The 22,522-nt window shown below is 70.1% G+C and carries 16 protein-coding genes and 2 pseudogenes; 9 read left to right on the top strand and 9 right to left on the bottom strand.

Annotation, left to right across the window (positions count from 1 at the left end):
* Positions 1 to 91: 91 nt before the first annotated feature.
* Positions 92 to 1,384 carry an amidohydrolase family protein gene (locus ACIQMR_RS14010; protein ID WP_401385648.1) on the top strand — a complete coding sequence of 431 codons (1,293 nt, stop codon included), beginning with the start codon at positions 92 to 94 and terminating at the stop codon, positions 1,382 to 1,384.
* 40 nt (positions 1,385 to 1,424) lie between these two features.
* Here the strand turns inward: ACIQMR_RS14010 and ACIQMR_RS14005 are convergent, their stop codons facing one another.
* A complete protein-coding gene (locus ACIQMR_RS14005) occupies positions 1,425 to 4,178 on the bottom strand; it encodes an AAA family ATPase (protein WP_401385647.1) in 2,754 nt (917 codons plus the stop codon).
* A 245-nt stretch (positions 4,179 to 4,423) separates the two neighbouring features.
* Between ACIQMR_RS14005 and ACIQMR_RS14000 the strand changes: the two are divergent.
* Together ACIQMR_RS14000 and ACIQMR_RS13995 are read left to right on the top strand one after the other, a co-directional pair.
* Positions 4,424 to 4,780, top strand: a pseudogene (locus ACIQMR_RS14000) (HAD family hydrolase); the annotation flags it as partial.
* 384 nt (positions 4,781 to 5,164) lie between these two features.
* Positions 5,165 to 6,388 (top strand): PP2C family protein-serine/threonine phosphatase, encoded by a 1,224-nt coding sequence (locus ACIQMR_RS13995; RefSeq protein WP_401385646.1) that lies wholly within the window; start codon positions 5,165 to 5,167, stop codon positions 6,386 to 6,388.
* 258 nt (positions 6,389 to 6,646) lie between these two features.
* Here ACIQMR_RS13995 and ACIQMR_RS13990 read toward each other — a convergent pair whose 3' ends face one another.
* Positions 6,647 to 7,258: a hypothetical protein gene (locus tag ACIQMR_RS13990; RefSeq protein ID WP_401385645.1), complete on the bottom strand. Its 612-nt coding sequence runs from the start codon at positions 7,256 to 7,258 to the stop codon at positions 6,647 to 6,649.
* A gap of 171 nt (positions 7,259 to 7,429) precedes the next feature.
* Between ACIQMR_RS13990 and ACIQMR_RS13985 the strand changes: the two genes are divergently transcribed.
* Positions 7,430 to 8,623, top strand: coding sequence for a PucR family transcriptional regulator (locus tag ACIQMR_RS13985; protein ID WP_401385644.1), 1,194 nt, complete (start codon positions 7,430 to 7,432; stop codon positions 8,621 to 8,623).
* A gap of 444 nt (positions 8,624 to 9,067) precedes the next feature.
* Here the strand turns inward: ACIQMR_RS13985 and ACIQMR_RS13980 are convergent, their stop codons facing one another.
* Together ACIQMR_RS13980 and ACIQMR_RS13975 are read right to left on the bottom strand one after the other, a co-directional pair.
* Complete coding sequence (locus tag ACIQMR_RS13980) at positions 9,068 to 11,551, bottom strand: SpoIIE family protein phosphatase (protein ID WP_401385643.1); 2,484 nt, start codon at positions 11,549 to 11,551, stop codon at positions 9,068 to 9,070.
* 194 nt (positions 11,552 to 11,745) lie between these two features.
* On the bottom strand, positions 11,746 to 12,555 hold the full coding sequence (locus ACIQMR_RS13975) for an acetoacetate decarboxylase family protein (RefSeq protein WP_401385642.1): 810 nt from the start codon (positions 12,553 to 12,555) through the stop codon (positions 11,746 to 11,748).
* Positions 12,556 to 13,488: 933 nt separating this feature from the next.
* On the opposite strand from ACIQMR_RS13975, the gene ACIQMR_RS13970 reads away from it, so the two are divergent.
* On the top strand, positions 13,489 to 15,105 hold the full coding sequence (locus ACIQMR_RS13970; RefSeq protein WP_401385641.1) for a phospholipase D family protein: 1,617 nt from the start codon (positions 13,489 to 13,491) through the stop codon (positions 15,103 to 15,105).
* Positions 15,106 to 15,213: 108 nt separating this feature from the next.
* On the opposite strand, the gene ACIQMR_RS13965 is transcribed toward ACIQMR_RS13970, so the two are convergent.
* Positions 15,214 to 16,095, bottom strand: a complete 882-nt coding sequence (locus ACIQMR_RS13965; RefSeq protein WP_401385640.1) for an MBL fold metallo-hydrolase — start codon at positions 16,093 to 16,095, stop codon at positions 15,214 to 15,216.
* 200 nt (positions 16,096 to 16,295) lie between these two features.
* Between ACIQMR_RS13965 and ACIQMR_RS13960 the strand changes: the two genes are divergently transcribed.
* Complete coding sequence (locus tag ACIQMR_RS13960) at positions 16,296 to 16,496, top strand: hypothetical protein (protein WP_401385639.1); 201 nt, start codon at positions 16,296 to 16,298, stop codon at positions 16,494 to 16,496.
* A gap of 331 nt (positions 16,497 to 16,827) precedes the next feature.
* Positions 16,828 to 17,139, top strand: coding sequence for a hypothetical protein (locus tag ACIQMR_RS13955; protein ID WP_401385638.1), 312 nt, complete (start codon positions 16,828 to 16,830; stop codon positions 17,137 to 17,139).
* A gap of 10 nt (positions 17,140 to 17,149) precedes the next feature.
* On the opposite strand, the gene ACIQMR_RS13950 is transcribed toward ACIQMR_RS13955, so the two are convergent.
* From ACIQMR_RS13950 to ACIQMR_RS13935, 4 genes are all read right to left on the bottom strand, one after another.
* Positions 17,150 to 17,635 (bottom strand): hypothetical protein, encoded by a 486-nt coding sequence (locus ACIQMR_RS13950; protein WP_401385637.1) that lies wholly within the window; start codon positions 17,633 to 17,635, stop codon positions 17,150 to 17,152.
* A 6-nt stretch (positions 17,636 to 17,641) separates the two neighbouring features.
* On the bottom strand, positions 17,642 to 19,405 hold the full coding sequence (locus ACIQMR_RS13945) for a thiamine pyrophosphate-dependent enzyme (protein WP_401385636.1): 1,764 nt from the start codon (positions 19,403 to 19,405) through the stop codon (positions 17,642 to 17,644).
* Between the two features lie 15 nt (positions 19,406 to 19,420).
* Positions 19,421 to 19,768 carry a glutamate synthase-related protein gene (locus tag ACIQMR_RS13940; RefSeq protein ID WP_401385635.1) on the bottom strand — a complete coding sequence of 116 codons (348 nt, stop codon included), beginning with the start codon at positions 19,766 to 19,768 and terminating at the stop codon, positions 19,421 to 19,423.
* Between the two features lie 412 nt (positions 19,769 to 20,180).
* The gene (locus ACIQMR_RS13935; RefSeq protein WP_401385784.1) at positions 20,181 to 20,228 is read right to left on the bottom strand and encodes a hypothetical protein; all 48 of its coding nucleotides are present in this window, start codon (positions 20,226 to 20,228) and stop codon (positions 20,181 to 20,183) included.
* 1,035 nt (positions 20,229 to 21,263) lie between these two features.
* Here ACIQMR_RS13935 and ACIQMR_RS13930 point away from each other — a divergent pair.
* The gene (locus ACIQMR_RS13930; RefSeq protein ID WP_401385634.1) at positions 21,264 to 21,770 is read left to right on the top strand and encodes a GNAT family N-acetyltransferase; all 507 of its coding nucleotides are present in this window, start codon (positions 21,264 to 21,266) and stop codon (positions 21,768 to 21,770) included.
* 11 nt (positions 21,771 to 21,781) lie between these two features.
* Positions 21,782 to 21,974: pseudogene (locus tag ACIQMR_RS13925) on the top strand (MarR family transcriptional regulator); the annotation flags it as partial.
* Positions 21,975 to 22,522: the final 548 nt, after the last annotated feature.

Below are 22,522 nucleotides of genomic sequence, written 5' to 3'. Positions count from 1 at the left end.
GCAGACCGCGGAACGGCAACGCCATCACACGCACGCTCCCTCGCTGTCACAGCGGCGTGACTCCGAACCATCCGAAGAAGGAGCCCCACTCATGAAGATTCTGCTGTCCGGCGGCACCGTGGTCAGCATGGACCCGGCCGTGGGCGACCTCACCCGGGGCGACGTACTCATCGAGGACGGCAAGATCATCGAGGTGGCCGCACGCATCGACGCGCCGGACGCCGAAGTGATCGACGCGAACGACCGGATCGTCATGCCCGGCTTCGTCGACAACCACCACCACACCTGGCAGACCGCGTTCCGCGGCATGGGCGCCGACTGGACCTTCGCCCAGTGGGCCAACGCCATGCACGACACCGTCAAGCCCCACTACACACCCGAGGACGTCTACGCGGCCACCCTCCTGGGCCGCCTCGAAGCCCTGCACTCCGGCATCACCACCATGCTCGACTGGTACCACGTGGCCCAAGGCCCCGACCACGAAGACGCCGCCATCACCGCCCTCCGGGAGGCGCCTGGACGATCGGTCTTCTGCTTGGGCGCGGGCTGGGCCACCCCCGACTCCGTCGAAGCCGACATCCGCCGCGTCCACTCGCTGCTGATCGGCGACGGCCTGGTCACCATGGCCTGGGGCCTGCGCGGCGCCGACGAAACCGGCATGGACACCCTCGCCCGCGAGTTGAGGCTGGCCGACGAACTCGGCCTCCGCACCAGCCTGCACACCGGCGGCACCCGCCGCCCCATCGCAGACATGCAGCAGCACGGCCTCCTGCGCGACACCACCACCTTCGTCCACGGCAACGGCATCGGCGACGACGAACTGCGCATGCTCGCCGACGCAGGCAGCCACCTCTCCGTCAGCCCTGACGTCGAACTGAAGATGGGCTTCGGCGCACCTCTCACCGGCCGCGCCCTGGCCGCCGGCCTGCGCCCCACCCTGTCCATCGACGTCGTCCCCTCCGTCGGCGGCGACATGTTCTCCACCATGCGCACCGCCTTCTCCGCCCAACGCGGCCTCGACGGTGGCCTGCGCGCCCGCGACCTGCTGCACTTCGCCACCATCGACGCCGCGCGCTCCTGCGGCCTCGACAATCGCACCGGCAGCATCACCCCCGGCAAGGACGCCGACATCGTTCTCCTGCGCACCGACGACCTGACCGTCTTCCCCGTCACCGATCCCGTCGGCACCATCGTCACCGCCGGCCACCCCGGCATCGTCGACACCGTCCTCGTCGCCGGCCGGATCGTCAAGCGCGACGGCGCGCTGGTGGACGTCGACCTCGCCCCGCTGAAGAACCGCCTGCTCGCTTCCCGCGACCGGATCGCCGCGGCCGCCGGAGTCCCCCTCGACGGCATCTGGAACCCCAAGCCGGAATCGGCGTAACAGCTACAGGCGGCGGTGCACGCGGTCACCGCCTTGGCGGTCAGGGGCGGTTGAGCGACTCCAGCGCGTCGCGCAGGGCGGCACGTGAGCTGATGCCGAGCTTGGGAAACAGCGCGTAGAGGTGCGTCGACACGGTCCGTGGGGAAAGGAAGAGCCTTTCCCCGATCTGCTTGTTGGTCAGTCCTGCCGCCGCGAGGTTCGCGATCTCCCGCTGCTGGGGGGTCAGGGCAATGCCCTCAGTCCCGGCGGTCACCTCACGTACCGCGTTGCCGCATGCGCGAAGTTCCTTGCCGGCACGTTCGGCCCAGGGCGCCGCACCGAGTCGGGCGAACGTCTCGGCGGCGGTGTCCAGATGCCCGCGTGCCTGCCCCGGGGAGCGGCCGCGCCGCAGCCGCTCGCCGTAGTAGAGGTGGATGCGGGCGAGCTCGAACGGCCACCGATCGCGGCTCTCCACCGACAGGGCGGTGTCGAAGCGGAGCCGGGCTTCCTCGTCGCTGCCCGCGACCAGGGCGTCGGCACCGAGGAGGACGAAGTTCAGCCGAGCCGACGTTCTGTGGAGTCCCGCTTCACGGGCGACGTGGATGTGTCGTACCGCCAGGTCGTGTCGCCCGGAGCGCACGGCTGCTTCCACGGTGTCCAGGAGGACCCACAGCGCCATCCGGTTGAAGGGCGGGAACGATCCGGCGGGGGCGATGGTGGTCACGTGCCGGTACGCCGCCTCGAAGTCTCCCTGGCCCAGGGCCGTCAGCGTGCGGACGTGGGCGGCGTAGCAGCGGACGGTGTGTGCGCGGCGGGACCCGGCCCACTGGTCCATCTGGTCGGCCAGACGGCGCGCGGCCTCGAAGTCGCCTGCGGCCGCGATCACGTTGGCCAGAAGGTACTTCGCGGGCCAGGATCGCAACGTGTACTGGTACTCCTCGCTGAGGTCCAGTGCGTCGCGGGCGGCGCTGCGCAGTTCGTCCCACCGTCCCGCGAACCAGGCATGGTGGCAGAAGAGGACCAGGGCCTGGATGGCGGGGAAGACATTGTCGGCCGCCCGTTCGCCGTAGCCGATGCGCCGCAGGGGTGCTTCCAGCGGACCAAGGCGGTCGACGCACGATGCGGCGATACCGACGCGCACGACCTGCACGGCGTCGGACGCGGTGAGCGCCGAGCCGACCTCGGCGTCCAGACGGGCGAGCGCGGTGGGGCCGGCGTGTGCGGGGTCGCCGAAGGTGGCTCGGGTCACTTCCAGCAGAGCCGGTGGCGACGTGAACTTCGCCAGTGCTTCGTCGAAGGCCGACCAGAGTTCGGCCCGGCCGCCGTAGAAGCACACCATCAGCAGGGTGAACACGGCGTCCAGCAGCGTGGCGTCCGTCGGGTCGTACGGCGTGGCGTGCAGGGCTACCGCGCCGCTGAGCACCCGGTGCGCGGTGTCGATGTCCCCATAGCTGTTCAGCAGGTGGATCGCCGTGGCGACGGCGGCGTGCAGGGAGTCCGGGCCGGGAGCCGCCTGGCGGGCGTCGCCGAGCAGCCGCGGGACGTCGCGCAGGTTCCCGGTGAGCGTGGCGCCGACGTACGCGGCCTTCGCCAGGCGGCGGGCCTGGGCAGACCCGTCCGGACTGAGGTCCGCCGCGCGCGCCAGTGCCGCCACCGCGCTCGGCCCGTCGCCTCGTCCGGCGCTCAGCTCTGCGACCTCTTCGAGGAGAGCGGCGATCTGCTCGTCGGGTTCGACCGCGGCACGGCCGAGATGCCAGGCACGCTGTTCGGGGACACCGATCCACGCCTGAGCGAGCGCACGGTGCACGCTGCGGCGCTGTTCGCCGGTGGACAGTTCCACGACGGCGGAGCGGATCAGCGGGTGCCGGAACTCCAGACGCCCGGTGGTTTCGTCGGTGTGGACGAGCTGGACGCGTTCGGCGGCGGCCCAGTACTTCATGCTGCAGCGGCCCGCTACCGCCCGGCGGACGATGTGTGTGTTGCCGCTGCCTTCCAGCGCCGCGACGAGCAGCAGGTGCCGGGTGGCGGCGGGCAGGCCCGTGATCCGGGAGGCGAACGCGGACTGCAGGCGCTCGGTGAGCGGCAGGCGCGAGGGAAGGGCGTGCGATGCCGCAAGCTGGATACCGGTGAGCGTCGTGGGGAGCTCCAGCAACGCCAATGGGTTGCCTTCGGCATCGGCCATCAGGCGTCTGCGGACCCGCGGCGCCAGCGCCGGGAAGCGGCGGGCCAGCAACGCCTGGGCGGCGGCCTCGTCGAGCGGACCGACCTCGTGGAGCGGAAGGCCGGTGTGGTCGACGAAGCTCTCCTGCCCGGCGCGGGCCGCGGCCAGCATCCCGGTGCCGGCGCCCAGCAGGCGGGCGACCCGGGCCAGGATGTCCGCACTGGCCCGGTCCAGCCATTGTGCGTCGTCGAGGACGAGGAGCATGGATCGGTCGCGGGCCCGGTCCGCGAGCAAGGACACCACGGCGTCGGCGACCGCTTCGTGCCCGGCCCCGCTGTCCAGGGTGCCGCGCTCGAAGCCGAGCGCCGCGGCGAGGACGGGGCTTCGCATCGCGGCCGTGCGCATCGCCGGCGTCGACGTCAGCAGCTGCCGCAGCGCACCGTAGCCGGCCTCGGCCCGGTACTCGACTCCGGCCGTTCGCAGCACGTACGTCTGCGCGGTTTCGGCTTGACGGGCAATGGCGTTGAGCAACGCGGTCTTGCCGATGCCTGGATCCCCCACCATCATGACGGCCCCGCCGACGCGGGGAATGTCGGTCACGAAGTCGGCGAGCGTCCTCAGGTCGAACTCGCGGCCGATCAAGGGTGCGTCCATGCCCCAAGTCAACCTTCAGGGCGGTCGGCGTGTCACGTTCTGGAACGTGACAGTGCCTGGTGAACGGCGACGGTGAGACCCTGAAGCCCGCACCCACATGAACCGGCAGCGACCGTCGCGACGGATGTCCAGCCGCGGCCGTACCGAGTCGACCTCGACGACGAGACGGAAACGGCCGACGCCACGACAGCCGACACGGGAACAACGGGAAAGACCTGAACCGGGGTGCACCGCGGGACCGGCACGTCGTCCTCGTCACGTCCGCGAGCGGAAACGAACGGAAGGCCCCGCGCCGGGCCATCGACGCCGACGACGCCATCCTGACGAGCACTACAACTAGCGCGGACGACGCCTCCTCGGGGAACCCGCGCCGGAACCCGTCAGGCAGGATCTGGAACTCGCGGGCGCCGCCCCCGAATCGTCCGTGTTCGTCGACGACACGGTCTGGGACATGCAGGGCCGGCGCCCGCACCGGCGTCACCTGCGTCGGCCTGCTCTGCGGGGGCGTACCCGGTGACGACCTGGAACGCGCGGGCGCGAAGGCTCTCTACTCGGACCCGGCGGAGCTGATACGTGCCCTGAACAGCAGCCCATTGGCCTGAGTGATTCGACCCGAATCCGTTTGACAGCCGGCAGGCTCCTCAGCTTCGGGGCCCGCGATCGAGCCCCCACACGTCGGCCAAGCGGCACCGACGAAGGGAACGTCCAACTGCCGGCGCAGGTAGCGGGCCTGTTCGTCTTTCGTCACGCTCGGCCAGTCGCGCACCAACGCCTACCGTCGGCCAGCCCGCTGCACCTGGCCACCGTCGTCGGCCTCAGCACCGGCACTGCCGTCTTCTCCAACACGCAGCACGCTCTCCTGGAAACGAACGGCGCGGCTCAACATGCCGCGCATGGCGTAATGAGCCATTCCGGCGGACTCCCAAGTCACGTTGTGCACAGGCAGTGACTGACTGAGTGGCAGGAGGGAGGCAGCGAACCGGGCCATGGGTGAGGCGATCGTGGATCGGTCGGAGGGCTTCGGCGAGCGACTGCTCGGCGTCCTGCTGGACAGGGCGCGGCTGCTGCCGCCGCAGCTCGTCGCACCGCTGGTCGCGGAGGAGGTTGCGAGGATCGGAGGTCGTGACGTCTCCATCCTGCTCCAGGACTACGCACAGGAGCTGCTCGTGCCGCTGCCGGGCAGGAAGCTGCATGTCAGCCAGCCGGAGCCGGTGTTCGACTCCCCCGCCGGCCGGGCCTTCCTGCGCGCGGAGGCCGTCGAAGTGCCGGAGGCCCGCGGCGTCCGGATCTACCTGCCGCTGCTGGACGGCAGCGACCAGGTGGGCGTGATGGCTGTCACCATGGACGTCCTCGGCGACGACGACCGGCGCCTGCTCGGCAGGCTCGCCAGCCTCGTCGCCGACATCCTGGTCACCAAGAACGCCTACACCGACCAGTTCTTCCAGGCCCGGCGTCGCGAGCCGATGAGCGTATCCGCGGAGATCCAGTGGAGCCTGCTGCCGCCGCTGACAATGTCCGTGCCGCAGGTCGAGGTGGCCGGCACCCTGGAGCCTGCCTACCGCGTCGCCGGCGACAGCTTCGATTACGCCCTCAACGACAACATTCTGCACATGGCCGTGATCGACGCGATGGGCCACGGATTGGACGCCGCAGCGATGGCGACCATCGCCATCGGCGCCTACCGCCACGCCCGCCGCGTATTCATCAGTCTGCCCGAGAAGTACGCGTTCATGGACGACGCCATCTCCCAGCAGTTCGGGCCCGACCACTTAGTCACAGCGCAGCTCATGCACATCAACATCACCACCGGCGAGCTGGAACTGGTCAACGCAGGTCATCCCGCGCCGCTGCTGATCCGAGATGGCAAGGTCGTACGGCAGTTGGAGAGCGCCACGACGTTGCCCGTCGGCTTCGGAGGCGAGCAGCCCCGGATCAGAGAGCACCTCCTCCGGCAGGGCGACCGGGTGCTGTGCTACACCGACGGCATCATTGAGGAGCATGTCGCCGGCGGGCAGCCGTTCGGCGAGGAACGCCTCATCGACTGCGTCAACCGTCAGGGGGATGGGCCATCAGATGGGGTGCGGGCAGATCTGCGCCGACTCTCCCACACGCTGAAGAGGGAACGGGGCGGGCGCACCAGCGACGACGCCACCCTCTTCATGGTCGAGTGGCGCGGAGGCGCCGCCGACCACCTGGCCGTCCTTGACTGAACCCCCCTTCGACATCGACCAAGTCCGCACCGGCCAACGCCGGCCTACGGACAACGGCCCGGACCTCAGCCACCTCTGAACTCCGGGCGGTCCAGGCCCAGGACGGCGGCGAGGTCGGGGGCGTCGGCATCCCGGGCCGTGAGAAGCCGGCCGAGGTGGCGCGGTCGTCGGTGCCGGCTGCCGGAGGCATTCCCGTCTCGTTCATCGGGTAACGGCCCGCTCGTCCATCCGGCGAAGGCCCGGCTTCCGACGCCCAACTCACGGACTGGAGACACCGAGCGGATGACGCTCGGGCCTCACGGCATCGACCGAGCGGGGCCACACGGAGCGGGCGAGGGCTATCAGCGACACACAGGCCGCCACGTGGATCGCACTGCTGAGCAGCGACTCGGGCCACGCGGCCTGCAGCGCGAGCGCCGTCAGTCCGACGATGTACCCCACGACAGCGAGCCTCGGCAGGACGCGGGAACGCAGCATGGACACCCCGAAGAGGATGGTCCCGGCGATGAAGATCATCCCACTGACGAGGAACGCCCATCGAGTCGGTCCCTCCAGTACCGCCTCGGTGACACTCGGCGGGACGAAGTAGAGCACCAGATTGAACGCGAACAGTCCTCCCGCGAAGAGACCGAGGCCGAGGATGTTCACCCCCGCGGCGACGGCTCCGAAACGCCCGGAGACATCCGCCTGGCTGAGGTGGAACGCGACGAGCGCCGGCACCCCGAATGTCGCGCCGAGTCCAATGGCGAAGCTGGTCACGGCGGTCTCGCCGGTGAACGCTTCGATGGCTCCAGGCACGCCCAGGGACAGGCCGAAGAGCACGCTGCAGACCGCGCCGAAGCGCACAAGCCTTTCGATTTTCAGATCCATGTGAATTCCTCTCCTGGCGACGGTGCGACGCACGCCGACCCTTGGAAACGGGACCGATCTCGATTCCCGGCGGGTGCGGCTGTCGCACTCCGCTTGTTCCGACTCTTTGAGTTTTTCACTGCGTCATCTCGCGGATCTACGGCAATAGCCCGAAATGCTAAGCTTGGTTTCGTGGAATCCACGAACACTGATCTGCCAGTGCCGCTCTCGGATGCGGCCCGGCAGGCCGTCGCCCGGATCTGCGCACAGATCGCCGAGGAACTGCCTGCGGCCAGTTACGAGGTGGTCCGGCGAATCCGGGCCGAGATCCCCGACTACGCCTTCGTACCTGTGGAGGAACACCGACAGTTCGTCTTGCTTCAGGGGCGCATGTTGCTGGCCGGCATCGCCGAGCAGAGCCCGCCGGGGGACGAGCAGATCGAGTACGCCCGGGAACTCGGTCGGCGGCGCGCCGAGCAGGGCCTGCCGATCGAACTCATGCTCGGGGCCTACCACATCGCCTTCCGCGAGGCCTGGAATCTGATCCTGCGAAAGGCGGCGGCCGACCACCCCGAGCACGTCGGCGACCTGGCGTATCTGGTCACCCTGATCTGGACCTGGATCCGGGACCTCACCGGCAACGCGTCCGACGCCTACGGCGAGGAGATCCGGCGCGCCCAGGTCACCCGGGCCACGCTCGCCCACCGGCTGTTCGCCGCCCTCACCGCCGACCCGTTCCAATTGGAGCAAGCGGCCACTCTGGCCCAGGCGCTCGGCTACCAACCGGACGGAGAGTTCCAGGCGCTGTGCCTGCCGGCGGAGGACTGGCCGGACGACCGCACCGAGAAGCTCCGGCAGCAGCTGACCGCCCTGCCCGGCGAACTCCACTGCGCCACGGCCGGCACCCGGCTCCTGGTCCTGGGCCAGCGGCACGACCCGGACACCGTTGCCGCGGCCGCCACGGCGATCTCGCCGGAACCCGGCGTCGCGGTCGGCGTCGGCCTTCTGCGGCCCGGCCTGACCGGAGCGGTGGACAGCGTGACCGACGCGACACAGGCGTTGTCCCAGACGGGCGATCAGCGACACGTCGTACGCTTCGCCGACGCCTGGCTGGCCGCCGGCCTCGGCGGGCAGGCCACCCGCCTCGCCCCGCTCTTCACCAAGGCCGCCGCCACCGCACGCACGGATTCCCACCTGGCCGAGGCGGTGGCCGCATTCGCCGACAACGGCCTTTCGGTGGCCGCGGCGGCCCGCGCGCTGCACCTGCACCCGAACTCCCTGGCCTACCGGCTCAACCGGTGGTCCGAGCTCACCGGATTCGATCCACGCAGTGGCGACGGGCTCGTCGCGTCCCTGGTGGCGCTCCGCCTCTATCCCACAACCTGACGGCAGGTGCTTTCCGCGCCTCAGCCCGGACGCGATACGGCCCGTCAGACGCACCGCCCGCGCGGACGAGCCCCTTGGCAGCCGAGGTCGGCCACCGAGAAGCTCTCAAGCACCGCGGATGTGATCATCAGTCGAGCCGGTATCCCGGGAGCGGCGGCCTGCTCGCCGGCCATCCGCGCGCAGGCGCGCCGTCATGGACGGCGTCGACGGTCAAAGCTCCGCTGCTTGCGCAAGGCCGTTGCGCAGCGCACCGTGGGTACGCGGCCGGCACACCACAGCGCAGCCGACCCCGGGACCCGGGCCCCGTGCACGGGCTGCCGGCGGACCACACCGCAACCGCCCCCGGTGCCGCCGCAGTGGCGATATCGCCGGGAGCACGCGCGTCGGACCGCGCAGAGAGTCGAAGCCGGCGCCGGCGCGTGGCGTGAATCGGGGCGACCGGCCTCACGAAGCGGGTGCCAACTCCTGTTCGGACCACACGAGTTTGCCGTCCGGTGTGCATCGGGTGCCCCACCTGCCGCTGAGGCGGTCGACCAGGAGCAGGCCGCGGCCGTTCTCGTCGGTAGTAAGAGGACGGCGCCGGCTCGGGGCGCAGTGGCTGGTGTCGTGCACCTCGCAGGTCAGGACATCATCGAGGATCAGACGCAGTTGGATCGGGCCGGTGCCGTGGCGGATGGCATTGGTGACCAGTTCGCTGACGATCAGCTCGGTGGCCGCGGTCTGCTCCTCCAGACCCCACCAGGTCAACTGGGCGGTGGCGAGGGAGCGCGCGCTGCTGACGACGTACGGCTCGGCCGGGAACTCGCAGGAGGCGACCTGTCCCGGGTCGAGCGCGCGGGTCCGTGCGAGGAGCAGAGTGACGTCGTCACGTGAGGCCTCGGACGGCAGCGTGTCGACCACGGACGAGCAGAGCTCCTCGAGCGGGAGGCCGGGTCGTGCCAGGGCGGTGCGCAGGCGCTCCATGCCGGCGCCGATGTCGTGGCCGCGGGCCTCGATCAGGCCATCGGTGTAGAGGGCGAGCACGCTCGACTCGGGCAGCTCCAGCTCCACGGACTCGAACGGGACGAGCCCGACGCCGAGCGGGGCTCCGGTGGGAAGGTCGGGGAAGGTGACGCCGCCGTGCGGATCGATGATCGCGGGCGGGGGGTGGCCCGCCAGTGCCATGGTGCACCTCCGGGTGACCGGATCGTAGACGGCGTACAGGCATGTGGCAGCCATCGTCGCGGTCGCCGGGTCCAGGGTGTTCTCATCTGCCTCGGCCAGGTGGCGGATGACCAGCTCGTCCAGATGAGCCAGCAACTCGTCCGGCGGCATGTCCATCTCGGCCAGCGTACGGACGGCTGTGCGGAGTCGGCCCATGGCCGCAGCTGCGTTGATGCCGTGCCCGACCACGTCGCCGACGACCAGGGCAACCCTGGCGCCGGACAGTTGGATCGCGTCGAACCAGTCACCGCCGACGCCATGGTGGTCGTCGGCAGGCAGGTAGCGCCAGGCCAGGTCGGCCGCGGACCCGCCCGGGGCACGGTGGGGCAGCAGATGACGCTGCAGCGCCAGGGCGGCGGCGCGTTCGCGCGCATACTGGCGGGCGTTGTCCAAGCAGAGCGCGGCCCAGCCGGCGAGTTCCTCGGCCAAGAGCAAGTCGTCCTCCTCGAACGGCGGGGAGTCTCCCGTACGTACGAACGCCGCCACACCCAGCACCGCTCCCCGCGCGCGGATCGGGACGACCATGGAGGAGTGCTTTCGCCGGTCGTGGATCTTCCGCGCCCAAGCCGGGAGTTGCCTGTCCATCCGGGTGCCCGGGACGGTGTCCGGCGGGGAAGTGTCCGGCGTCGGCTCGAAGTGCGACTTCCCGGAGCGCAGGACGGAACTGAAGGGCGAGGCCGGCGAGACGAAGACCGGCTCTCCCCGTGCCGTCAGGGACTCCGGGACTTCCTGATGGATCGAGGCCAGACCCGCGCGGCGGAGCGCGGGGAGGACGCCTACGTCCTGCGAGCCGGGAAGGGCCAGGGGCTCCTCGCCGAGCGAGAAGGCCGAATCCGCCAAGTCGACGGTGACGAAGTCCGCGAACGGCACCGCCAGGTCGGCCAGTTCCTGTCCGGTCCGCATGACATCCAGGGTGGTTCCGATCCGCTTGCTGGCCCCGCCGAGGATCGCCAGACGCTCCCGGGCTCGTCGTCCTTCGGTGACATCCACGCTCACGGCGCACACGCCCAGCGCAACGCCCTCCGCGTCGTCAAGGCGGAAGAAGGAGGCCGCCAGCGCGCGGACCTCGCGCACCTGCATCGGCGCGAAGGGGCCGTACTCCGCGTTGAGCACCGGGACACCGCTCTCCAGCACCTGGTACATCAACGCCTCGAGCGTTTCGGCCTCCGTGCCTGGCGCCGCCTCACTCAGCGTGCGCCCCAGCCGCTGGTCAACGGCGATACCGTCCCTGGATCCCTGGGTGTCGTTGACCCAGGTGCAGCGCAGCCGGGTGTCGCGTATCACGACACCGATCGGCAGGGTGCTCGGGAGGCGCAGGTCGAGCGGACACGGCTCCATCACCGATCCGCCCGCTGTCCAAGAGGAAAGTGCGGCGGCGTCGATCGCCGCTACGATCCATCGAGCGCGGTCGTCCTGTCCGACCAGCGCCTGTACCCTCAGGCGCACATCGATCCCGTGGCCATCGCGGTGACGGACCTTGGTGGAGTCGGGCCAGCGATGGGGAGCACCGCCGGGTTCCGAGAACTCCGACGATGTCATCGGGTCTGCCCCGGACGCCAGCAGGACCGCCGCGGGCCGACCCACCACCTCCGCGGCCGAATAGCCGACAAGCCGCTGAGCGGCCTGCGTCCATCCGACCACCGTCCCCTCTGTGTCCAGCAGGACGATCGCCCCGCCGACCGCCTCGAAACCCGACCGGGCCGAACCCGGTGTCAAAGTGTTCATCGGTCATCCCTTCAGTGCCCCCCCATGCAGGACCGGCGGCACGCGTGGAGACCGTTTCCACGGCGACCCGGCTCTCCTTCTCCGCGCACGCCTGAAACGGATGCGGTACCAGCCCGGCCGGCTCGACGGCTTCGTCACCGGGGCCGGATTCGTACCACCCCCGCCCCCGCAGGCGTCATCTTGAGCCGGAACTCTCAGTGGTCGGTGTGGTCGGTGTGGTCGACGAGGGTCTTGAGGTCGGTCACCGAGTAGGCGAGGTCCAAACGGAATCCCCTCCCGGAGCGCCGGACGGGCAGGTCGGCGAGTTCCTCTCCTCGGGCGGGCAGGAAGGCGAGTTCGGAGGTGCCGACCCATGCGTCACTGACGGTGGCGTCGTCCAGTACCGCCATGACCAGTTCGTGGACGGCGGGCCTGTCGTGTTGCCCGGCGGCCAGGCGAGGGAAGTGACGGAGGTTGACCAGGGGGCGGTTCATCAGGGTGGCGGGGTCGGCGACCGGCTGCTCCAGCGTGATCCGAGCCTCGGCGAGGCGCTGTCCGGCGGCGGAGGCCGTGGCACCGTACCGGCCGCCCAGGCCCAGCACCGGGGTAGCCGGGCCGCCGACGGAGAAGGCACGGGTCTGGTGGACCGCGCCGAGCTTCTTGGGGAAGCCCTGCACCCAGCCGCGAGCCATCGCGGCGTCGTTGTCGACGTAGATGTAGGGGCACCAGGCGACCGGGGTGCCGTGGAAGTGGGCGTCCAGAGTGACGAAGAACTCCCGGTACTGCGAACGCGCAGGGTCCAGGTACTCCTGACCGGTCGAGGAGTACTGCCAATCGATGAACATCGCCACGCCGCGCCCGGCGGACTGCGGATCGGGGGTCAGGCCGTCCGGCAGCGTCGCCGCGACGGCGTCCGGGTCGGTGAAGAACTCGGCGCCGATCACGGTGCCGGCGTAGTGCCATGGCGGCGTCGGAGCCAGGTTCGCTGTGCCGCGGGGAGACAGGGGAAGGGTGTAGCCCTTCATGACAACAGCTCCTTGTGAGAAGTGGGACAAACACTCCGTTTGTCCGACACTTCGAGGTTTTCACTACGACACTCACGAAGCTACGGCGAAAAGCCGGAAATGGGGGTCTCTGGTTCGTGGAATCCACGAACCTGATCTTGATCGGTGCACTCGGTGCGCTCGGTGCACTCGGTGCGCTCGGTGCACTCGGTGCGCTCGGTGCGCTCGGTGCGCTCGGTGCGCTCGGTGCGCTCGGTGCGACTCGGCGACGGCGAGTGACCAGGACCGCCGACCCCGCGAGGGGTGCGACGCCCAGCGCACGGCCGAGGCTTCCGCGCTGCCGGTACATCCAGGCGAGGAATCCGAGCGGCAGGAGCCGAGCGGCAGCCCGATCGCGACGCCGAGCCCGGCGAAACCGGGCAGCGCTTCCCGGAATGTCGGCCCGGAGCGGCCGTGTGCCCGCAGGCCCAGTGCCCGCAGCTCTGCGAGCGCGCGGTGCCAGTGTGAACGGCGCGCCCCGGGCGGCGGACGGCGCCTCCACCACCACTGCACCATTGCCAACTCCCCCACGTCCCCGCGCTGGTGTGTCTGCAGAGATGCGTCTTCGCGCGAGCCTCCCGCCGGCCGGGACGGAGTCCGGCCAGGAACTGGGCGGACGAACGGGCGAACGCTTCGCGCACAACCGGAGACGGGCCCCTGCCGGACTCCTGGACGCTCGTGCACGCGAGGGGCGGCCCCACCTGGGCGCGCGGCAGACGACGAAGAACGCCTCGTGAGAATGCCCCCAGCACGGCGAAGCGAGAGTTCAGCAGCCGGCGGGCGTTACGGTGAGACACGAGGGCCTGCTGCGGGGTGGCGTCGTTGTGCTGTCCACGGGATCGGCTCGAGATGGGTACGAGCAGACCGCCGGAAGCGTGCGTGGTCCTCGCGGTCGTAGGTCGGAGGTGCCGTTCCGTGGAATCCACCGGCTGGCTGCTGACGGCGAGTGAACGCGGCAATCCCGCGACCTGCCTGGACCGTCGGCACCCCGACGGGACGGCATGGTCGGGCGGGAACGAAGTGCGCCCCTTGATTCACGGCGCGACGTACTTCGGCGAGCTGCTCGCGGCCGTCCGCGCTCTGCGGGCAGAAGACCTCCTGCTGTTCACCGACTGGCGCGGCGACCCCGACGAGCGGCTCGCGGGCCCCGGGACCGAGATCGGCACCGTGCTGCGGGATACGGCCGGCCGCGGTGTCGTCGTCAAGGGTCTGGTGTGGCGGTCCCACCTGGACAGTTTCCAGTTCAGCGAGGAGGAGAACCGTCACCTCGGCAAGGAGGTCCGGGCGGGCGGCGGCGAGTACCTGTTGGACATGCGGGTCCGTCCCGGCGGCTCGCACCACCAGAAGTGCGTCGTCCTGCGCCATCCCGGCCGTCCGGAGCTCGACATCGCGTACATCGGGGGCATCGACCTGTCCCACAACCGCAACGACGACATCGACCATGGCGGCGACGACCGCTCCCAGCCCATCGCCGACGCATACGGACCGCACCCGCCCTGGCACGACATCCAGCTCGCGATCCGGGGCCCGGCAGTCGGCGACATCGAGAGCGTCTTCCGGGAACGCTGGACGGACCCGGCACCCCTCAGCCGCAGCCCGCTGTCCCGGCTGCGGGAACGGCTGCACCGCGAGGACACCCACGCGGACCCCCTGCCCCCTCAGCTGCCCGATCCCGCGCCCTGCGGCACGCACACGGTGCAGGTGCTGCGCACGTACCCCAACCGGCTGCTGCGGGGCTACGACTTCGCCCCCGACGGCGAGCGCAGCATCGCGCGTGCCTACCTGAAGGCGCTGCGGCGGGCGCGGGCACTCATCTATCTGGAGGACCAGTACCTGTGGTCCCCGCAGGTGGTGAAGTACTTCGCCCAGGCGCTCCGTGCGAACCCCGGACTGCGCCTCATCGCTGTCATCCCCTCCGTCCCCGAGCAGGACGGCCGGCTCACGCTGCCGATGAACCTGATCGGCCGCATCACCGCCCTGGAGACCCTGCGGAGGGCAGGCGGGGGGCGCGTCGCGGTGTACGGGCTCGAGAACCATGCCGGGAGGCCGGTGTACGTGCACGCCAAGGTCTGCGTGATCGACGACGTGTGGGCCGCGGCCGGCTCCGACAACATCAACCTGCGCTCCTGGACGCACGACTCCGAACTCAGCTGCGCCGTGCTGGACGAGGAGGCGGACCTCCGAGAACCGCAGGACCCCGCCGGCCTCGGAGACGGCGCGCGCCGTTTCGCCAGGAACCTCCGGCTGGCGCTCGCGCGCGAGCACCTGGACCGGGAGGAACCCGGGGACCCGCCGGGCCCCGACGTCCTGTGCGATCCGGTAGGCGCCTTCGAGGCCTTCGCGACAGCAGCAGCCGCTCTGGACTCGTGGCACGAGGGCGGCCGTTGCGGCCCCCGGCCGCCCGGTCGTCTGCGCGCCTACCGGCCACCGGAGCTCTCGCGAGTGCAGCGGCTGCTCGCCACGCCGCTGTACCGTGCGATCGTCGATCCGGACGGCCGCCCGTTGCCACTGCGGCTGCGCAACGCGTTCTGAGAAGCCGTCGGGCCGGGTGGGCGGTGGCTTTGACGGGCGGATTCGCGGTTCGCCGCCTGTATGCCGCATCCGTCGAGCTGTTGCTCCGGTGGCCGCGGGGGTGGTGTGTCACCACTCGATGCCGCGTCCGTCGACGGTCGTTCCGGGGTAGAGGTGTTCGGCCGTCAGGGCCAGGATGGTGGGATTGATGCGGTCCAGGTGGCGCAGCAGCATCAGATCGGCGAACTCCTTGGCGTGGCGGGCGACGTCGGCCACTTCCTCGGTGTCCTGGAGGTACTTGCGGGTCTCGTCCAGGTGGCGGGGGTCGTCGTCTTTGGCGGGGTTCTTGTGTCCGGCGACGACGGCGCGAGGGTGGACCGCAGCGATCTTGTCGATGGCGGCGATCCAGTCCCCGCGCCGCTCGGGCAGCGGCCGGGCCTTCTCGCTGCCGGCGAGGTAGAGGTGGACGCCGTTGTAGACGATGTCGCCCGCGACGACGAGGCCAATGGACGGCACGTGCACGAACGTGGTGTCCGGTCCGTCGCTGTCGCCGGCCTCGACAAAACGGACCTCGTCGCCCTCCAGGAGAAAGGTGTAGTCGTCGATCACCTCGGGCAGCACGATGTCCTTGACGATCTGGCCGGGGAACTGGCCGTTCCAGAACGCCATACGCTTTCCGGCGTTGAACTTCGCCAGGGCCACGGTGCCCTCGGTGGCGATCATCCGCGCGTGGGGAAAGTTCTTGGCGACCTCGGAGAATCCGAACCAGTGGTCGCCGTGGCCATGTGTGGCGTACATCGCCACGAGGTTCTTGCCCGAGGCCCGTATCCAATCGGCCACCTGCCGGGACTGCTCTTCCAGGTGCGGTGCGTCGATCAGGATGGCGTCCCGCTCCCCGTAGATGAGGGTCGCCGACATCGGGGACCAGGCCGGCAGTGGCCGGACGGAGGAACCATCGGGCAGGACCGCCCGGGGAGGAAGGGTGACGAGGACGTCGTAGTCGAGAGTCATGGCTGTCTGCCTTCTGTATCTTCGATGCTTCGTTCTCACCCTTGCCGGGAATACCCAAAATGTCCCCAGGGGTCGGCGACCGCCTCCTGTCGCCAAGTCTGTGGTGGCACGTGATGGCTCCACCGGTGTGCACCGTGTATCCAGGCTGCGCACGCTGCGCATCCGCCATGTGGCGCCGTCCGGTGTCAGGACCCTGCGGCGTGCTGAATCCCCAGCCGAACAGGCTCCACACGATCAGTGCGACGACGGCTGTGCCAATGTGCGCACTGCCATGGCACCAGCGCGAAATCGATGGCGAGCACCACGAGGGCGGTGTTGACGATGCGGCGGGCGCCGAACGGGTCGACCGGGAGCGTGCCTCGCCCAGGAAGACGCCGACGAAACCGATCTTCACGACCTGACGAAGGCAGAGCGGTGTCAGCGCGCTACCGATGCCGAGGCCGCTGCCGGCATCAAAGGCCGGCCGTCCATGAGCCGCGACCAACTCATCAACGCCCTCGCCCCGCCGGGGCGCCCCGCAGGCCAAAGCCCGCGCGGCCCAAACCCTGTGAGGAGGGAGCTCCGGCCCAGCGGCGCCCCGTGGCAGTTCGCGACTCTTTCATCCAGGAGCCCCCTCGTCTCTGCGGTTCCCGGAGGGGCGATCGCGTGTACGCCACCCCGGCGTGGGCAGGCGCTCCCATGCCAGCCTCGCCCGACCTCTGCCCAGGTAGGGCGAGGGAGGAGGTGCTCTCCATGGACGAGACCCGGTTCTCCAGGAAAGAGCGGCAGCCCTTCGCGCACTTCGAACGCGCGGCGGGCGAGGACCCGCATCGCGGACTCTGCCCCATGCGGAGCGAGCGGTTTCTGGTTGAGGCAGCCGCGAGGACACGCCGCCCGAGCCATGCGGCCGACGCCGCGTGGTTGCTTGCCGTCCCACTCCCCGGTCTGATTCCGGCCGCCGTCGCCAGGCCCGTACTGTTCTGGCTGTTCGCCCGTAGCTGGAAGCTCGGTCTCTGGGTAGTGCTCTGGCTGCTGCGTCGATGGTTCCGACGTCGCTTCGCCTAGTCTGCGCAGGTCAGCGACCCACCCGCTCTCCCACTGGCCGTCGCCCGCCCGAAACCCGATCTCGGATGACCAGTACGATCGCGATCCATGTCGAGCACTCGTCGCTGACGGCGGTACGGCACTCATCCTCATTGAACCGGACGTCATACGTGTCGCACTCGACGGGCGCTGCGATACGGTCGGCGGCCTCGACCAGCGCCACCGTGCGATCCACCTCCCCCACTCCTCGGGCAGGTACGTGAACGCCACTGTCCGCGCCCGCACGGGCGAAGGCCGGCGCGACCGCCCGGCCGATGCCCGAGTCGCCGCCAGTGACCAGGCTGACCCGATCCCGCAGCAGACCGTGGCCCCGATGGTTCTGCTCCCGTGGTCCGGAGGCGGGTCCATCCTCCGATACACACAGATTTGCCATGCCTTCAGCCTTGCGGCACCAGTGCAGCGCAATAGCCAGTTGGTGGCCCGTCACCACCGTGACGCAGTCTCGGGTGGTCGCCACCCGGCATCAGTGCGCCTTTCCGTCATGGTGGCTGCGTACGGCTTCCTTCACCTTGGCCACGGCGAAGCCCCAGCCCTGCTCGACGGTCGGCTTGGCCGGGACGGCGATCTCGTCGGGATTCGTCAGAACGTCGAGCAGGACCGGCCCGGGGGTGCTGAACGCGCGGCGTACGGACTCCTCCAGGTCGGCCGGGTCGGTGACGCGGATGCCGGTGATGCCCATGGCCGTGGCGACGGCCGCGAAGTCGGGGTTGTCCAGCACCGTGCCGAACTCGGGCAGCCCGCCCTGCTCCTGTTCCAGCTTGACCATGCCGAGCCGGCGGTTGTCGAAGACGACGAGCTTCACCGGCAGCCGGCTCGTCTTCAGTGTCATGAGGTCCCCGAGGAGCATGCTCAGTCCCCCGTCGCCGCAGAAGGCCACGACCTGGCGCTGCCGGTCCAGGCACTGTGCGCCGAGGGCCTGCGGCATCGCATTCGCCATCGAGCCCAGGTTGTACGAGCCGATCAGCCGCCGGTCGCCCCGCATCTCGACGAAGCGCGAGAGCCACACGGTGGCCATGCCCGTGTCGGAGGTGATGACGGCGTCGTCGGCGGCGACGCGGTCCACCACCGCGGCCAGCGCTTCCGGGCGGATGTCGTGGGCACGGTTGTCCAGCACGGAACGAAGCCGTCCCACCAGTCCTTTGTCGTGGGCAGGGTCGGCGAGCCGCGCCTGGCCCTCGCGCCACTCATCGAACCGCGAGCGGGAGTTCTCCAGGTGGGAGCGGTCGCGCACGCTGTCGGTCGCGGTGGGCTCGGGGCCGAGGCGGCTGAGCAGGTCGCGGACAGTCGCGCCCGTGTCGCCGACGAGCCCGACGTCCACCGGGACCCGCCGTCCGATGTGGGCAGCCTCCGTGTCCACCTGGATGACGGTACGGTCCTGCGGATACCAGTCCCGGTAAGGGAAGTCGGTGCCCAGCAGCAGGAGGGTGTCCGCGTCCTGAAGGGCCGACGCGGCAGCGGGGTTGCCGATCAACCCCGTCTGGCCGACCTGGAAGGGGTTGGCATCACCCTCGAAACCCTCCTTGGCCTTCAACGTCAGCACCATCGGCGCGGCCAAGCGGTCGGCCAGGGCCAGTACGTCCTTCCGCGCGTCTCGGGCACCACGTCCGACGAGCAGCGTGACCCGCTCCGCGCCGTCGAGCAGCTCTGCGGCGCGCCTGACCGCCGACTCGTCCGGCCGGCTGACCGGGGCGTTGAGTGAGAACCGGGCCGGGCGGTCCACGTTCGGCTCCCGGTCCCCGAGATCACCCGGCAGGGTCAGGACGGCGACGCCGTTGCGACCCAGCGCATTGCGCACTGCCGTCTCCAACAGCTGCGGCAGCTGGTCGGGAGACGTGATGGTCGCGCGGAAGACGGCCACATCGCTGAAGAGGGCGTCGTTGTCGATCTCCTGGAAGTAGTCGCTGCCCAGTTCGGCCAGCGGAACCTGCCCGGCGATCGCCAGCACCGGCGTACGGCTCTTGGCCGCGTCGTACAACCCGTTGAGCAGGTGCACCGAGCCGGGTCCGACGGTGCCCATGCACACGCCGAGCTTCCCGCTGAGCTGTGACTGGGCGCTCGCGGCGAACGCCGCCGTCTCCTCGTGCCGGCAGCCCACCCACTCCACGTCCTCGGTGGTGCGGATGGCGTCGGTCAGCGGGTTGAGGGCGTCGCCGACAACGCCGAAGACCTGGCGCACGCCAAGCTCGCTCAACGCGTCCACGATGACGCGGGCAACAGTACGGGCCACGGGATCCTCCAGGGGTCACACGGTGAAGCGGTCGGGGTCGGCGGCGTTCCAGTCGGCCGCCCAGGAGACGGGCGGCTCAGCGAGCAACTGCCCGGGCAGCAGCCACTCGTAGAGCTCTGCGCAGGAGCGCTCGGTGTAGGGGTCGATGCGCCGGTGGAGCATGTGGGGACGCAACCGTGCGGGATCAGTGCCCCCCATGGACGCCATGATCTGCAGAGCGCTCGCCACCGTCGCCTCCTGCAGGCGCCGCACGCGCACCGTCTTGTCGCCGACGTCGAGCGCCCGGGCACGCCGGGGGTCCTGCGTGGTGACACCGGTCGGGCAGGTGTTGGTATGACACCGCTGGGCCTGAATGCAACCCACGGCGAACATCATCGCCCGCGCGGCGTTCGCGTAGTCGGCGCCCTGAACCATGCATTTGACCAGGTCGGTGCCGGTGGCGATCTTGCCGCTCGCGCCCACCCGACGCGGTCCCGCAGACCCGCACCGACGAGAGCGTTGTGCACGGTGAGCAACCCCTCGGTGAGCGGGGCGCCCACGTGATCGGCGAACTCCAGGGGCGCCGCCCCGGTCCCGCCCTCGGCTCCGTCCACGACCACGAAGTCGGGTCCCGTCCCCTCCTCCAGCATTGCCTTGCACACGGCGAGGAACTGACGGCGTGAACCCACGCACAGTTTGAAGCCGGTCGGCTTGCCGCCGGACAGTTCCCGTAGCCGGGCGATGAAGCGGACGAGTTCGCGGGGCGTGGAGAACACGCGGTGGTACGGCGGTGAGATCACCGTCCGACCCACGGGCACGTCCCGCACGCGGGCGATCTCGGCATTGACCTTCGCTCCCGGCAGTACTCCGCCCATGCCCGGCTTCGCGCCCTGCGAGAGTTTCAGGTTCACGCACTTCACGTGCTCGTGCGCGGCCTTGGCAGCGAATTCACCGGCGTCAAAGCCACCCTCCTCGGTCCGGCAGCCGAAGTACCCTGTGCCGATCTCCCAGACCAGGTCACCGCCGGGCTTGAGGTGGTACTCCGACAGGCCACCCTCGCCGGTGTCATGGGCGAACCTCCCGGCGGCGGCTCCCCCGTTGAGGGCGAGGATCGCGTTCGCCGACAGTGACCCGAAGCTCATCGCCGACACGTTCAGCAGCGCCATGTCGTACGGACGGGTGCAGTCAGGGCCGCCGATCCGCACCCTGGGCTGTGACGCGGGAACGGCGCAGGGCGCCATCGACGGCACCAGGAACTCGTAGCCGGGCTGGTAGACGTCCCGCTCCGTGCCGTACGGCTGTTCGGCATCGGTGCCCTTCGCCCGCTCGTAGACGATGCTGCGCACGTCCCGGTCGAAGGGGCGGCCGTCGAAGTTCCGCTCGACGAAGTACTGCTGGAGCTCAGGACGGATCTTCTCCAGAAGGAAGCGGGCGTGTCCGATGACGGGATAGTTGCGCAGCACCGAGTGCCGGCGCTGCAGCAGGTCCCACGCACCCAGCGCGCCCAGCGCTGCGAACGGTACAGCGGCGATCCACCACCAGGGCGAGATGCCCACGGAGGCGACGCCCGCCATGAAGGCCGCAAGCAGGGTGAAGGCGACCAGCCCGATGCGTATCACATCACGCTCGTTGCCCAGCAGCCCCTCATCATGTCCACCGCTTCGTCAAGTTACTTTCAAGAGCCCAGCGGGCAGCAGGAACCAGACTTTCCGGGCTGGACCGGGAACGCCGTGCGGGCTGCAAGTGGCATCTGGCGTCAACACCGCGTGGGGCCACCCGCCCGATGCAGGTACGCAGGGAGCACGCCACCGTCAGCGGACCGCCGTCACGGGACACTTAACTCGGTGGCGACATCGGGCTGGACTTGGACAATGCATCCATGCGTATCCGATCCGTGCACATCGATGAACTGCCTGCCCTCCAGGACATCGAGAGGGCCGCCGGGCAGTGCTTCCGAGACATCGGCATGCCGGAGATCGCCGACGACGAGCCACTCACGCTCGGCGAGCTCGCCAGCTACCACCACGCCGGGCTGGCCTGGGTCGCGGCCGACGACGCCGACACTCCGGTCGCCTACCTGATCGCCGACCGCGTCGACGGCAACCTCCACGTCGAGCAGGTATCGGTGCACCCGGACAGCGCTCGCCGCGGCATCGGACGGTTGCTGCTGGACCATCTGGCCACCGAGGCCAGGAGCGAGAGAGTGCCCGCGCTGACGCTCACCACGTTCACTGAGGTCCCGTGGAACGCTCCCTACTACGCGCGCTTGGGATTCCGGCTCCTGGACGACAGCAGGCACACCCCTGGTCTGCGGGAGATCCGTCGGCGCGAAGCGGCACACGGCCTGGAGCGGTGGTCGCGGGCCTGCATGCGCCGGGAACTGTGACACAGCGGTGTCGGCCGCGCCACCCCACGGACTGCCGCAAGTCGGTGGTCGAGCTGTCGGACGCCGGCCGGACCGCGCTCGAAGCGGAGTGCGGCCGAAGGGGCGGTTGGCTCGCGCAGGCCATCGAGGCCGAACTCACAGATGAGGAGCGGGCGTTGCCGGCGCCGGAGCGCTGCCCTGCTGGAGCGGCTCGCCATGCGCTGACCGGTGGGGCGAGCACGGCAGCGTCCACCCCGACCGGCTGCACGCTCAAGCCGGCCGCCTCGACCACATGCCACGTGCCACAGCTGGGTCCAGGTCGGCGGCCGGGGTCTCCGGCCGGGGTCTCCGACCGGGGCCGGCACAGTTTGCCTCAGAGGCAATCTCTTGGCCCGGGTGTCACAATCCCCGAATCTTCTCGGTCTAACAGTCGAGATCGAAACGCCGGGCCAGAGAGGTGGTGGAGACTCACGGCAGACCCGGCAAGGAGATCAGGCCAGGCCCCTTCCGCACCGGCTACGGCCGAGGCGGACCGGCCTCGGCGGCACAACGTCGACGAATCCGTCCAGCCGCCGAATGCCGGCGACGTGTCCTTCGTTGGCCTGCCCTGCCTGCCTTGCCTGGCTTCGACCAATGGCCGCCGCCACCCTTCGGCGGAGTCGAGAGGGTGACCGGCCTCAGAAGTGGGGCGTGCGGAAGAGCCGCCCTTTAGGTAGGTCATCCCAGCTGCGGACAACCTCTCCCCGCCGGCGCACCCGTCGCACCCGGCGATG

Origin of the sequence: Streptomyces sp. NPDC091376, from assembly GCF_044757085.1 — a bacterium.
Taxonomy (GTDB): domain Bacteria; phylum Actinomycetota; class Actinomycetes; order Streptomycetales; family Streptomycetaceae; genus Streptomyces; species Streptomyces pratisoli.
This window is presented reverse-complemented; position numbering and strand designations above follow the sequence as displayed.